Source organism: Haloarcula sp. CBA1127 (assembly GCF_001485575.1).
Lineage (GTDB): Archaea > Halobacteriota > Halobacteria > Halobacteriales > Haloarculaceae > Haloarcula.
Map to the genome: position 1 here is coordinate 43395 of NZ_BCNB01000005.1, position 13504 is coordinate 56898.

Genomic DNA, 13504 nt, shown 5'->3' on the forward strand with positions numbered 1-13504 from the left:
GTCCAATCGGGACTGCACACGGCGGGCCAGCCCCACCGAACATCATGTGAGTCTACTGTGCCACGCACGTCGCCGGCCACCGACGTCCAAGGCCACGCCGATCACGACCTCGTTCAAACTGAGCCAGCGCTGGCAGACCCACGCTCGATCCTCGCTCACTTCGGCCCCTCGTGGCGCATACCTTGTTGCCCACTGACGAGGAACCACACCACTTTGTCCGGAGCTTTGTATCTGATTCCCAACAGGTACAATGCACCTTGTTTTCGTACTCACTCAGTAGCGTAATTTAGTGTGGCATTCAGCCGAGAACCGGTCCGATTCCCGGCGGGGATCGCGCCCGCTACTGCAGGCACGATTGGACCGGCGTGAGGCGCGCGATAGCGCCGAGCGCAGCGCCCCGTCGTCCGAGTGAGCGCTAGCGAACGAGGACACGACAGACGAGCACCGCGAGGCTGTCAGTGGCGTCGCGCGCTGGGACGTTCCACCTGCCGTCCAGCCTCAGTTGCGCTCGGGCCGGCAGACCCACGCCTGCGATCTATCCGGGACTCCGTGGGACCAGTACCTCGACGTGTGCCAACTGGAGCCACCCGGACCCGGAGATTTTTGAGCGATGACGGCCAAGTCTGAATCGCACCGTTCTCATGTCACAGCCACAACTTTCCCCAGAGCAACAGCCATCTAACCAGCGTCAAATCCCGAGCATCGAAGCGATTGGGCCAGTCGTCGATGAAGTGATCGACATTGCCCGGCGAGAACTCGATGCACCGCGGTCAGTGAAGATTAAAACATGGGAGGATCGCGAGTTCTTGGTACGTGTTAAACACAGCACCGCACCGGGCGTGAACACCCGGTATGGGTACGAGACAGCAATCCAGTATCACAGTGATCGGGAAACCGTCGAGGCATTCTTGATCGAGGAAGACACCCACACTGATGAGTCAGAACGACTACTGAAGATGGAGATAGGGACAATCCCTGACCCAGTCGACGAAAAAATTGCGGAGTAGGCGACTCGGCTTACTTGTCTGTCAGTTCTCGATGACAGTCCTCACAGACTTGATCGTACTCCTCATTGCGCTCTGAGTCGTAGAAGGACCCCGCGCGAAACCTCACTGGATTGTACCGAGTGTTGAACGTCTCCTCACACCGTGGACACTGAATCTCTCCCATTTGAAATATCACCTCCCAGCGGCCCTATCTGGCCACCACCTGCCTGCGGTCACACAAAATTGGAGATGAGTACCGTCTGGGATACCGGTCCCAGACACCGACTAACCAACAGTATCCGGGATTTCACCGGTTCTGTTGGTTAGACCAGCGAAGAAACTGACCTGAATCGCAACTGGTCACGTCGCTCGAAGCAGGGCAACGCACGGACAAGCGATAGACTAGCGAAAGAGCGGTTCCCGTCCACATCCCGGCGGCAGGCCGGAATCGCGCCCGCCACTGCAGGCACGATGGACCGAAGCGAGACGCGCGACCGCGCCGAGCGCAGCGCCCCGTCGTCCGAGTGAGCGCAAGCGAACGAGGGCACGACGGACGAGCATTGCGAGTCTGGCAGTGGCGTCGCAAGCTGTCAGCATTATCCGGAAATCAAATCACAAATCGAGGAGTGACCGTCAGCGCTCAATGGCGTACACGTACCCATCGTTGCTGCCGAAATAGACGGTGTCGTCGGTAATGTACGGTTTAGAGAAGATAGCGTTGCCAGTCTTAACTGCCCAGTGCTGTTCTCCCGTCTCGGCGTCAAAAGCCCGCATGTAGCCGTGACGGTCGCCGACGTAGACCACGCCATCGGCAACTCTTGGATTGCTGTTAAGTGGACCTTCTGTCTTCCCGGTCTTCCAGCGGACCTCGCCTGTGGCTGTATCCGCAGCATAAAAGACTCCAAGATGATTACCAAAATAGACTGTCTCATTCCAGACAACTGGGGTAGAATTAATATCAAGATCAGTTTCCAGTGACCAGAGCAAACTACCGTTGTGACGGTTCAGTGCGTACAGCGTGGCGTCAGTTGACCCGACAAAGACATGATCCCCAGAAACAGCAGCGTCTGCCCAGATCTTGTCCTCGGTCGGGAAGTCCCACAAATGCTCACCAGTCGTGGCATCAAGCGCATAAAATGAATTGTCACCACTACCCACATACACAATATCTTTGTGTACAGATGGACCTGCCCCGACACGGCCCTTGGTCAGGTACTCCCAATGCTTGTCTCCTGACTCGGCATTGAGTGCGTAGATATGGTTATCGGAACTTCCAAAGTACACTGTTTCATCATCAGTGGTTGGACTACTGATGATATCGTCGCCAGCTTCGAAATGCCAGCGCTCCGTTCCGCTGGAAGTTACTGCGTAGAGGCTATTATTGTCACTTCCAACATAAATAGTATCGTTGTTCACCTTTGGACTCGACCAAATTGGGCCGTTGGTTTCAAACTTCCAGTTGAGCGATCCATCAGCCGGATTTAATGAATAAAGGTGGTGATCACCGCTTCCAACGTAGAGTTGGCCATGCCTACTGCGTACTGCGGTGGGGACACGGCCGTTTGTTTTATATCGCCACCGAAGCCGCTGTGGCTCAGGCACACGCTCGGTCTCAACGCCTTGATTTCGGCCCTGGAAGGAAGCATAACAGCCGGCGCTCCCAGCCACACCGCCAGCGATCAGTGTCAAAATTTTCCGTCGAGTGTATACCATGTAAACTCTGGTTATACTCAGTTTTTCCGTAGATACGGTGTAGAGAGTTCTAGTGTAGATTTAGTTCATCGGTGAGTGGCAGTAAAATATCTTCGATTGATCCGAACGATTGCTTATCGGGGTCCTCACAGTTTCGTTCCCATCAGTGTCGATTTTCAGGGTGTAGTTCGGAACTGAACGAGCGAGTCTGCCAGTGGCGTCGTGCGCTGGTGCGCTCCACCAGTAACCCAGCCTCAGTTGCACCCCGGGCGGCAGACCCACGCCTCCGACATATCCGTGAGTCCGTGGGAACAATCGTACCGTAATTGGAATACGGGATGTCGAAGATACGGTCCGGATGTCCTGACAGGGCGTTGAAAATGACTAGCTGTCGTCTGGGAGTAAATCTTCGAGGAACCGGAAGCCGTTCACGAACGTCACCGAGTCTCCATATCCCTCACTGGTGAGTACGGTCTCGGTCCCTTCGCCGGCCGCGATATCGGTCGTGTAGATGTACACTTCGCTTACCGTCCCCGCGCTGAGATGCTGGACAGCTAGGGCCGCAAGCGCGGCGTCGGCCTGCTCAACCTCGTCCGCGGGTCGGTCGTCGGCGTTCGCGATGTATCGCTGGACGCCATCCATCGCCCGCGAGACGATGGGCTTGGAAAAATCAAGTGGCGCTGCGACGTCAGCCCACCCCTCGTCGATCGCGGCGTCGACCGGCGGTGCTTCAACGTCGGAGTCATCGACTGTCAACTCCTCGTGCACCCGCTCTGGGAGGACGAAGGTGATGTCGTTCTGGCGGGCGAATCGACGAATAGCCCTGTACCGGTTGTTCGACAGCTGTCCCATGGCGACGAACAGGCCAGTGTCGACGATATGGAGGCGACTCACGTGTCGTCAGCAGCGCCGTCGTCGATGTCCAACTCGTCAAGCGACGCGCCCGACGCCTCGATATCGTAGTGTTCGTGGACGACGGGCCGGAGCGCCTGCAGGATCATCTCCGCAGCTAATGGCGAGATATCGAGGTCTTCGGCCATCAGCCGGTGGGTCACTTCTCCACGTTCGCGGGCGACCGCGTAGGTGAGCGCCGTTGCGAGGCCGGCGACGCCGTGGCGGTCGATGTAGGTGTCGATGTCGTCGTTGGTCTCACGGCGACCGACCGCGTCGATGAGCGCTGGCGTGATCGTGTACTCGCGGTCGCCGGCGGCTGTCGTCACAGTCAGGTTGATCTCGCGGGCTGCATATCGACGGGGCTGTTCATCGTGAGTGACCTCGACGACGCCGGCGTCGACGATCCGGTTGACGTAGCTGTAGGCAGTTCCTTGTGCGAGGTCGAGTTCGTGCATTACGTCTTGGACGGTTGCCTCGTCTTCGTGAGCGAGGTACGTGTATAGCTGGGCAAGCTGTGGCTCTTCGAGGATATCCGCAATCGAGAGGAAGTCGCGGACGATGTCGCCGTCGGTCTGGTCTGAGGTGCGTGACATAGTGCGCTTTGATTACAGTTTACAGAGAAACAGTAAAAAGTGTTCTGGTCACCATTACGATATCGCGATAAGGTGCTCTTTGAGGTCGTGTGTCCAGTAGTTGGCTGGCCCACTGGTATTCTCTCTTGATCGACGGTCGACCAACTAGAGCAAGAGCGACCCCAGTCTCTGTTCCCGGCGGCAGGCCGGGATCGCGCCCGCTACTGCAGGCACGATGGACCGGCGTGAGGCGCGCGATAGCGCCGAGCGCAGCGCCCCGTCGTCCTCGTGAGCGGTAGCGAACGAGGGCTCGACAGACGAGCAGCGCGAGTCTGTCGGTGGCGTCGCGCGCTGTCGCGAGCCACCAGCCACTCAGCCCCAGTTTCTCCCGGGCCGGCTGGCCCACGCTCACGCACACACTAGGACACCAGCCCTCTCACAGCCTCTACCAGACTGACCAACGTCGACGCGACGTTGCAGTGGCGCTCCAGTCCGTGCGCGCGGTTGTCTCGCCGCCGCCCGGCTCGCCGGAGGCGGCGGCGAGGCCGCGTGCGCGAGCACCGTCGCACCGCCCGAGGAAGCCCCCACTCGGTGGGGGACGCCGCCGCTATCGGGCGTCAGTCTGCGGAGTGGGCGATGCCGCGATGGGTGGCGGCCCCATGCTCAGTGTCGAACAGGTCCGAACACTCGGGACAGCGGGCCTTCCCGAGCGTCACGGCGACCGCGCGGTCAGTATCCCGCTCGTTGGCCCACTGATGGGTGTCTGACTCTGCTTCCCACGACGCCGCCGTTCGGCTTTCGCCGGAGGTGCCAAATGCACAGCCAGCGTGTCCAGTGGGCGCGGGACCGTCGCCGCGCTCGATGACGCACATGAGCGTGTCACTCGTGACCGCCACCGTCTTCATGCCGTTGTACTCGTCTGGCTTGCCCCCGGAGATTCGCACCCTATCGCCTTCGTGGAGCGTGCGGACCATCTCGCCGCCGTGCATGGACTTGCCCCAGACCGTGACCTTCGCGCTCGTACCCTCGTCGTCTTCGAGGTACAGCACTTGGTACTGGTTCCGAGCGTCTGGCTCCTCAATGATGTGGGTGACTTCACCCTCGACGGTACACTCGTAGCCGTAGGGCGAGACATCCGCGATTGGCGTGGGTGATTCCAGTTCGTCGCGGGCTTCCGCAAGCACGGTAAAGGACGCCTCATACAGGTCGTCACAGTTGCCCATCTGCCCGGAGACGAGGGCCGCGAGCCGGCGGCTCGCCGCCGCCTGTGACAGACTGGTCTTGTCTGCGAGCGTTGCGGCCTGCTGGTTGACTCGGGCCAGCGTGTCCCGGTCCATCCACTGCCGGGGGTCAGCCGGCGAGCGGAAACCGTCGGCACGTTCCGCCTCGGCTTCGGTGAGCTGGCGAGCCGAGGCTTCGCGGTCGGGACCGTCGACGTGAGCGCGTGCGACCTCGGAATGTCGGGCTTGCTCGGCCTCGCGTCCGTGGCGCTCCTCTTGCTGTTCCAGAGTTTCGCCAAAGTATCGGTTCGGCCCAACCTTGGTCGAGCGCGTCCAGTCGTAGTCGTATGCCTCCTCCTGACGGGCGTAGTAGTTGCCGCGGCTATCGCTGCCCTTGTTCATCCGGAAATCGAGTTCGTCGCCGTTCTCGGTTGCTGCGACCTGCTCTAGAAGTTGCTCGGGACCGCCCTCGACGTGGGCGGAGAGGGTAACCGTCTGCTTGCTTGCCGATGCTTTCTTACCGCTGGAATTGGTAGCGTACATTGTCTTTCGCGTTCCTACGGAAAGACACTTGTCGGGTGTGCCATCACCCGATTTCTGCGGCGTGAAACTGCTTCGTGAGCGCCGCGTGCGTCGTGCCTTTCCGTACTTAACGACACGGGTGCATATAACTTAAAGGTAACGGAAAAAATGGGTTGTTTCAAGTGCAATATTTGGGTGTCTGAATGGTGTCTAAGCGGTGTATTGTGTTTTCGTTTTCGAGGGAAATTAGTATATAAAGAGCGGTGTGGGTTTGACACCCCGGCGGGCGGTCCCATCGTGTGCGGTCGCGGTGAGCCAGCATCCCGCGCGGCCAAGCGAGTGCCGGATGGGTGAAAGCCCGGCAGCGCAACGCAGTGAGCAGCCCGGAACACAGGGCACTCCGTGCCCGTCCTCGTTCCGGCGAGGGAGCGCCGGCCGCGAGGGTTCCTCATCCAGACCGCGCGCGACTCCGACGCGTGCGTCGACTACTGCTGTGCTGCAGTAGTCGGGTGGGACTGAAAGGGGCACGCCGCTGGCGCTTGCTGTAGTCGGGTCAGCGACATATCCGCGTGCGGTTTACGCGGATATGTCGCTGAGCGACCGCCAGCGGCGTGGGGCTTTCGAGGTGTGCTGGTCCGACACCGCACTCGCCGTCGCGATACTGTTTGGAGTGGTTCCAGTACCGCAAGTCCCGGCAGTCCCGCGACAGTCAGTAGTGCCCCCGAAGTTAGTGCTACGAGTTACGCCGCTAGCAGTGCCGTGAGTCTCGCCTTCTGTAGTGCTATCTCCTTCAATACTGCCACGAGTGCCACACCATTCGACTCCAGGTATAGCAGTGCCAGAACCCACCTCCTGCCAGACACGCGACCCTTCTACTCTGCACCAGTCTCGTCCGCCCTCTGTTCCCGTCCCGGCTCCGGAAAGAGCGAGAGTGCCGCCCAGCGGCAGCTGCCCGGCGGCCAGAGAGTACACCAGTCAATCACCTGTTTCCTGCCCGGCCGTCAGTCCCACGCCGACACACGCTCGGCTCTCGCGTTCTCAGCCGCCCTGCCAGCCCCACGCTGCTATCCACCAGCCGTCCGTCTGTTTCGCCCGGCTGTCTGCCCCACGTTGAGAGGGACCGACTGCCAGCGCCAGTGCAGTCGTGTCCCTCTCGTCTCCAACCGCGCGCGATTGACGTGCGCGTCGTCTCTACCGGTAAAGGCAGGTCAGCGACCTCACACGGTGTTCTTGTGGCCTTCCTCGCAGATGACGAGAGGTTCGGTGCGCGGATCGCGAGCGCGTGGGTCTGTTTCGACGTTGACAGTCTCTGTCTTGGCGATTTCTGCGTTACAGTCCTCGTTCGGGCAGGTACCTTCAGTCTCGGACATTGTGTTCCTCGCCCGCCAGGAACTCACAAAATATCGACCAGCGAACCCGGTCCGACAATGGACTCGAGGGTTGCTCTCCAGAAAAGAGAGTCTCGCTTACAGGAGACGAGCGAGCAACTTTTTGAAGCGACCTGTAATACTGGACGTCTCGTTGATCTCGATCTCGACAAGACAAGAACACAGTAGCAACTGCTCGCCACACGCGGGGCACTCTTCGTAGTCACACATCTGGTGGTGGAGCTCGCCTTGCTCGACGCCACAGGCAGGACACGAGCGGTCGCGCCACCGTTCAGGGTCGATCACAGCGGTTGGCTCACCACTTTCGAGCGTTTGCCGCTCGTAGGTGAGAGACTGGCTGCCCTCGCCCCACGGAATCGGGTCGAAAGCCTGCCCGTCGATATGGTAGCGTTTGTCGACACATGCCGACGCCGACTGTGGCCGATGGCAGTCGGGACAACACATCTACTTGTTACCCCGACGACGGCCCTGAAAGACCTCGCCGCGTTCCTGTGCCTGTCGATGCTGGGCACGAATGTCTGGTTGGTCGTCGGCTTCGGTATCTGAAGGCTGTTCATCGACGGACTGCTGTTCGGTACTCATGATCGGGAAACCCCTCGCCCAGTGGGGGGTCACAAAATTGCCTCTAATACTGCCGTCAGACTGGTATCGCTACGGCTCTATACGCTTGTAACAACCACCAAGTTGGTCCGTTGACGCTGTACTTTCTATACGACCCCGTTAGATGACGAAATCGATCTGACGGCACCACCATGGTTTAATCACACAATGCACTAGAGAGGGCTTACACAGTAGCGTTAATCTGTAGTCGGCCAAACATCACCAGTGGGCAGAAGACCTGCAGTGAATGGCAAAACACTCCGCACTTGCTGAAAATCTATTTTGAGGACTCAAATACTCTTTCTGGGTCCGTGAATAGCTTCGTAACAGATGATTCAGGCCCAAACATCTCTGCAAACTCATTTTCGTCGTACATGGGGATGTCCTGAATATTACCCCCACGTGCTGTACTCTTGTTGAGATGAAGATAGGGTTCGTTATTTTTCTTCCCCCGATCTCCATACCGGATATACTTTTTATCCCCAGCAGAATTTGTAATCTCTGCGACTGTAATCTGTCCACCCCCCGATTCATAATCGTCGGCAATGCACGCTAATTCCCCCTTTTCAAATGCCTTGACATAACACTCATCCATCGATGAGAGTAGCTGTCGCCATTCTTCAGGGCTAAAGAACAACCGGCCACCGTTCTTAGACCCCTCTTCATAGACGCTCTGAAATACGACCGCTACAGGTACCCTTTCAGTCTCTTCGTAGGGCTCGATCGCTTTATGAGGGATTTTCACATCCTTTTTGAGTCTGATTGAATTCTCACCCGCCGTATAGGATGACGTTCCAATCTGTTCCCATGATACGACCAATTCATTCTCCAGTAACTTTCGGTATTCAGAAAGCAGCAGTCTAACTGTTTCTCCACTAATTTCCTCCCCTGAGATCTCAGTTTTACCGATCTCATCAACAGGAGTATTCAACAGTGCCCCAATTTGCTGACTGAGTGCTTCCCATGTTACAAGATCGAACTCTGACGCTTCCAACTCGCGGGCATGATCTTGTAATTGTGACTGATTGAATGTACTGCCTTCCTTCGCTTCTACTCCGACAACGAGTTCATCATTAATCTCGATCGTTATGTCTAGCCTCCTCGACTCTTTCGGTGGCTGTGACGGATCAAGCTCAGTCACATCTGGTTTGTCGTAATCATGGCCCTGGGTAGCTAATCCTATGAGCGCCGCGTCATCTGACCGTTCTGCCGACACTGCAGTATTTTCTTGAGCTTTCACCGTGACACTACTTGGATCAATAGTCTGTAAATTGATATCGTGGTCTACTGGGTCAACTAGTGTTTCCAGCATCCTCCGTGAGATATCCCAAGGAAGTTTGTTCAACAACCAACAGAGGTTCTTCGTTGCATTATCTTCTTTGTGGCTCCCGTGATGTGCGAACAACAACTCTTCTGCACGTGTCATAGCTATTTCTAATAAGACAGCGAAAAAAACCTATTGGTGCACAATTGTATTCGATTGGATATTTCATATATAAATATTTTAACTAGTTAGTATGTAGCAGAAAAGTTACTTAATAATGAACCCAATTTCAAACCTTCCATCTCACATTTCGTCCAATTTCTATATAGTGAGCACCCCCATGACAATTCGCATCGTCTATTTCGGCTTTTGCACGAGACGTCAGAGCACCCATAGCGATCACCAGCCACTCGGTTCCAGCGGGGAGGTCATGCAGTCGGTCCTGCACTGTCGGCCAAGTCACTGGACCTCCACGGTAGAATTGCACTCGGAGGTCTTTGTGTGCAAACTGGAGTTCGACCTCATCTTTAACGAACACAACCGTGGCCTCTCTCGCAGATGGAGTAAATGCGTCATAGTCACGCACCAACGCTAGAAGGGCCCCTGCTAACTCTCGTGCTGAGAGGGTTGCAACCGTGTTGTCGAGCAATACAGTACCGGGAGAGTTAGGAAGTGTAACGCTCTCGACAGTGAAGTCTCTCTTGGAGTGGGAATCATCGGAGAACACGCACCCCTCAAACCGAAAGAGACATTTAGCACTTTGGGTTTTAGCAACTGAATAGTCAGACGTACCGCTGTACGTCGAATTTTTGTATAATAGTCAGAGTTATATAATGAGTTAATGAGGGATATCGCGGCAAACTGCTATACCCGTGGTTGTGTCTTCAATGGTTTCTACTGGGTATAAAATCCAGCGGTTTTAGCGTTCATATTGGCATCCTTACTGTTCTATGATGCTGCCTCTACACTCAATCCGATACACAAGAATAGTCCGCCGAGTTGCAAAACTTTAATATACTAGTTTCGCCAGAACCGCCAGCGATATACATCACGTTTCAGTCTATTCGAATAGATGTCCTGGCCTGATGAGAGAACCCAAGCGTCTGCTGGCACCTCAGATGAGACCTTCGTGAGCTGGGAGTTGACGTATGAACGGGGGTTTGCCTCAGCACCCGATGATTCCGAAAGCGCACTTGGGATGGTCCTCTTGATGCTGTTGGACACAAATCGAACAGACGAGTGGGAGGACCGCCGGAAGTGCGCCGCCATCGCACGAGACCACTCTGATCTCAACGTCCCAGAGATCGCTGGTCTGCTTGGGATGGAGCCGATGGGAGTCCACCATGCCTCAGCCGTTGGTGAGCCGCCTTGGACGTTAACTCACCCGGAAGAGAATCGTCGGGTGCGATTACGTCGAGAGATCGAGACGAGGTAGCCAACGAGGAAATCGTGATTGCTGGGGGAGCCGTCTGGATCACCTTCTGAGAACGACTCTGGCGAGACGGCCTGTTGCATTGCCTCAAGCTTTGGCCGGAGTTGGCCGCTCGTCGAGCGCACCAGCTCATCGTCAGGTCAAGAACGGAGTACCCCTGTCGAAGCGGTCGCAACTTGGTGGACAGTAATCTAGCTGTTCAACTGTGGACTCAACTCGTATCGAATACTATCCTGTATTCGCTGTAGGCGTAGTCAATGTAACAGTAAAATATAAACTTGTATATATTTAGTGGTAACCTTTTAATGTGTATATGTAGACGTATCGCTGTGGATTTCATACCGACCGAAGTCGACACAGGGCAAAGAGGTAGTGAGGCAGAGTTGCCGGTCTGGGATGCAATCAAAAGCGCGTTCGGGGCGGACGACTTGGGTATTGCCTACTACAAATATCCAGTTATTGATAAGAGCGGCGAGGACTATGATCGGGAACCTGATTTTGTGCTTCTGCATCAAGAACTGGGCCTGATTGTTATCGAGTGTAAAGGCTACCAGATCGACCATATCGATACAATCCAGGGACAGGTATGGAATCTTCAAGGAATAAGCCAGTCGAAGGCAAAACCTCATCCGCAAGCCCGAGATCAGGCATTTAAGATTCGCTCGTATTTCGCTCGGGAAAGCGAACTCACTGACGAGATGGGGCGGTGTAAGATTCCAGTGAACGTGTTCATTGCGCTTCCCAACATCTCACGTGAGGAGTGGACTGACTGCGGGTATGATGAACTCCCATCGACACCACGGGTACTCACCTCAGATGATCTTTCGCCGCAGTCACTTCGTGACCAATTAAACAAGACACCGAAGATGGAGGCACTCTCCAGTGAGGAATTCCGTGCTGCTCGATCTGTCCTCGGTGGTGGAACCGTCATCGGCAACGAGGGAACTGCTGCACCACCAGACCCAACCACCAAAGGGGAACTCTATGATACAGTCGAACAGCGCCTCCCGAAGCTTGATCAAAAGCAAGAGGAGATCGGCATTCAGATCCCACCTGGCCCTCAGCGAATCCGGGGTATCGCAGGCTCTGGCAAAACCATTCTTATGGCGATGAAGGCAGCCCGGATGCACGCGAAACATCCAGAGTGGGATATTGCGGTCACGTTCATGACCAAGAGCCTCTATCCCCAGATACAGAGCCTCATTTCTCGCTTCTACTGGCACTTCGCTGAGGAAGAACCAAACTGGAACAAGTTGCGACTGCTCCACGGGTGGGGTGGCCACACAGTGCTTGATGGGATGTACTATGTTCTCTCACAGAACTCGGAAGCTCATGACTTCCTCAACGTTGGTGACGCCCATGCTCGGTTTGGCCGATTCGAAAAAACACCGGACTTGCTTGATTCCTGCTGTGCCTCTCTCATTGAATCAGGGGACGTCCCCACGATGTTCGATGCGGTTTTGATCGACGAGGCGCAGGATTTCCTCCCGAATTTCTTCAAAATGTGTCGAGAGGCACTTCGCGAGCCCAAACGGCTTGTCTGGGCGTATGATGAAGCCCAGAGCCTGAACTCGCTCACGGCACCTCGATCCGAGAATATCTTTGGGACCAACGATGATGGGGAGTTGCTTGTTGATCTGAGCGGGTCATATGAGGGTGGCATCCAGAAATCCCAGATAATGCGGAAAGCGTACCGCTCACCGCGAGAGGTGCTCATGGCCGCCCACTACTTTGGAATGGGACTGAAACGAGAGCAAGGTGCTGTGCAAGCGATCACAACAAAGCCCGGCTGGGAAAATCTCGGATACGAGGTCGTTGATGGCGACTTCCGCCGCACAGGCGAGGACATCCGAATTCGTCGCCCAGAAGAGAACTCGCCACACCCGCTGAGCGAACACGAAGAGGCTCGTCCATTCGTCCGCTTCTCCGCTGCTGAGACGAAACGCGAGGAAATTGAGCTGATTGCTGAGAGTATCTCACAGGATATTACGGCTCACGGGCTTGATCCAGAGCAAATCATGGTCATTCTCTTGGATCGAGAAACCCAGGAGGATGCGGATGAGCCGACGGATCGTCTTGATGAAGCCTCAGCTGATGACATCGTCTTCAACCGAGTATGGGACGGTGAATCGAGCGTGTTCGCGGTCGACGATGAAGTAACTGTCACTCGGATCAACCGCGCGAAAGGGAACGAAGCAGCAATGGTCTATATTTCCGGGTTAGAGCACGTTGACAATGTCTCTAGTGGACAATCACTGGTTCGGCGGCGCAATCAGGCCTTTGTCGCCATGACCCGAACTCGGGGGTGGTGTCACGTTACTGGGACTGGCTCGTGTGACGCGTTCGATGAGATGCGGTCAGTGCTTGATGGTGTCACTGCAGATGAGCCTGAAATGCTCTTTCCCGCGCCTGATCCACAGTCACTTGAGAACGAAATGGAAGCTGAGCCCGAACCAACGACGCTCACTGACTTCATTTCAGAAGAAGAGTAAAACTCATCAACCGTTTCAAGCTTTCCAACCGAGTTCCGTCTAATTGTATCTGGCTTGGGTACGTAAGCATCGCTATATACCCTATCCGCTCCACTGTTTCTGATTACCAATGACTCCGTTGGGGCCCGAGAGAAATGATGCTTCGTATATGAAATTGGCGCCAGTATCACCGTCGGGATCATGATAGTCAACCCACTCTTTCAGCAGAGTTACAGCGTGATACCCTGACTTGTTCACTTTCCAGACGAAAAGAATTCTCTTAGGTATAAATCACAGATTACTTCGAAATAGCTAATTATAGGCACTTAGTCTGCCGTCTGAGACTACTCTGGCGCAACGATGTCTTCACATATTGTACACTCTGTCCAGATGCCCTTTGTGCTATCCTCTCGTTTGAATTCAATCAGAGGCCACGCAGCCGTGATGCGCTCGTCACAGTTTG

12 protein-coding genes are annotated in these 13504 nt (G+C 55.7%); 3 read left to right on the forward strand and 9 right to left on the reverse strand.

All coding sequences use genetic code 11. The features are described 5' to 3' along the window. Positions 1 to 641 precede the first annotated feature (641 nt). Positions 642 to 1007, forward strand: a complete 366-nt coding sequence (locus AV059_RS04255; protein ID WP_175055190.1) for a hypothetical protein — start codon at positions 642 to 644, stop codon at positions 1005 to 1007. Positions 1008 to 1017: 10 nt separating this feature from the next. Here the strand turns inward: AV059_RS04255 and AV059_RS21915 are convergent, their stop codons facing one another. The 9 genes from AV059_RS21915 to AV059_RS04285 form a co-directional block, all read right to left on the reverse strand. Further along, complete coding sequence (locus tag AV059_RS21915) at positions 1018 to 1170, reverse strand: hypothetical protein (protein ID WP_154021001.1); 153 nt, start codon at positions 1168 to 1170, stop codon at positions 1018 to 1020. A gap of 449 nt (positions 1171 to 1619) precedes the next feature. Then, positions 1620 to 2675, reverse strand: a complete 1056-nt coding sequence (locus AV059_RS21475) for a PQQ-binding-like beta-propeller repeat protein (protein ID WP_175055191.1) — start codon at positions 2673 to 2675, stop codon at positions 1620 to 1622. Between the two features lie 387 nt (positions 2676 to 3062). After that, positions 3063 to 3572: a hypothetical protein gene (locus AV059_RS04265; protein WP_050038698.1), complete on the reverse strand. Its 510-nt coding sequence runs from the start codon at positions 3570 to 3572 to the stop codon at positions 3063 to 3065. After that, complete coding sequence (locus tag AV059_RS04270; protein WP_050038699.1) at positions 3569 to 4165, reverse strand: helix-turn-helix domain-containing protein; 597 nt, start codon at positions 4163 to 4165, stop codon at positions 3569 to 3571. The genes AV059_RS04265 and AV059_RS04270 overlap by 4 nt, the downstream gene beginning before the upstream one ends. A gap of 596 nt (positions 4166 to 4761) precedes the next feature. Further along, positions 4762 to 5907 carry an SOSS complex subunit B family protein gene (locus AV059_RS04275; protein ID WP_050038700.1) on the reverse strand — a complete coding sequence of 382 codons (1146 nt, stop codon included), beginning with the start codon at positions 5905 to 5907 and terminating at the stop codon, positions 4762 to 4764. 1196 nt (positions 5908 to 7103) lie between these two features. Further along, on the reverse strand, positions 7104 to 7256 hold the full coding sequence (locus AV059_RS21920) for a hypothetical protein (RefSeq protein ID WP_154020842.1): 153 nt from the start codon (positions 7254 to 7256) through the stop codon (positions 7104 to 7106). Positions 7257 to 7352: 96 nt separating this feature from the next. Further along, positions 7353 to 7718 carry a hypothetical protein gene (locus tag AV059_RS04280; protein WP_050038701.1) on the reverse strand — a complete coding sequence of 122 codons (366 nt, stop codon included), beginning with the start codon at positions 7716 to 7718 and terminating at the stop codon, positions 7353 to 7355. Then, positions 7719 to 7856 carry a hypothetical protein gene (locus AV059_RS22260; RefSeq protein WP_175055192.1) on the reverse strand — a complete coding sequence of 46 codons (138 nt, stop codon included), beginning with the start codon at positions 7854 to 7856 and terminating at the stop codon, positions 7719 to 7721. A gap of 295 nt (positions 7857 to 8151) precedes the next feature. Then, positions 8152 to 9300: a hypothetical protein gene (locus tag AV059_RS04285; RefSeq protein ID WP_050038702.1), complete on the reverse strand. Its 1149-nt coding sequence runs from the start codon at positions 9298 to 9300 to the stop codon at positions 8152 to 8154. Between the two features lie 967 nt (positions 9301 to 10267). Between AV059_RS04285 and AV059_RS21925 the strand changes: the two genes are divergently transcribed. Then, positions 10268 to 10573, forward strand: a complete 306-nt coding sequence (locus AV059_RS21925; RefSeq protein ID WP_154021002.1) for a hypothetical protein — start codon at positions 10268 to 10270, stop codon at positions 10571 to 10573. Positions 10574 to 10899: 326 nt separating this feature from the next. Next, a complete protein-coding gene (locus tag AV059_RS04295) occupies positions 10900 to 13062 on the forward strand; it encodes a nuclease-related domain-containing DEAD/DEAH box helicase (protein WP_050038704.1) in 2163 nt (720 codons plus the stop codon). Positions 13063 to 13504: the final 442 nt, after the last annotated feature.

What these genes read in the sequence shown, in the direction of transcription:
- AV059_RS04255 (WP_175055190.1), top strand. Translation starts at nt 642, where the DNA reads ATGTCACAGCCACAACTTTCCCCAGAGCAACAGCCATCTAACCAGCGT.
- AV059_RS04275 (WP_050038700.1), bottom strand. Translation starts at nt 5,907, where the DNA reads ATGTACGCTACCAATTCCAGCGGTAAGAAAGCATCGGCAAGCAAGCAG.
- AV059_RS21920 (WP_154020842.1), bottom strand. Translation starts at nt 7,256, where the DNA reads ATGTCCGAGACTGAAGGTACCTGCCCGAACGAGGACTGTAACGCAGAA.
- AV059_RS04285 (WP_050038702.1), bottom strand. Translation starts at nt 9,300, where the DNA reads ATGACACGTGCAGAAGAGTTGTTGTTCGCACATCACGGGAGCCACAAA.
- AV059_RS04280 (WP_050038701.1), bottom strand. Translation starts at nt 7,718, where the DNA reads ATGTGTTGTCCCGACTGCCATCGGCCACAGTCGGCGTCGGCATGTGTC.
- AV059_RS21915 (WP_154021001.1), bottom strand. Translation starts at nt 1,170, where the DNA reads ATGGGAGAGATTCAGTGTCCACGGTGTGAGGAGACGTTCAACACTCGG.
- AV059_RS22260 (WP_175055192.1), bottom strand. Translation starts at nt 7,856, where the DNA reads ATGAGTACCGAACAGCAGTCCGTCGATGAACAGCCTTCAGATACCGAA.
- AV059_RS04270 (WP_050038699.1), bottom strand. Translation starts at nt 4,165, where the DNA reads ATGTCACGCACCTCAGACCAGACCGACGGCGACATCGTCCGCGACTTC.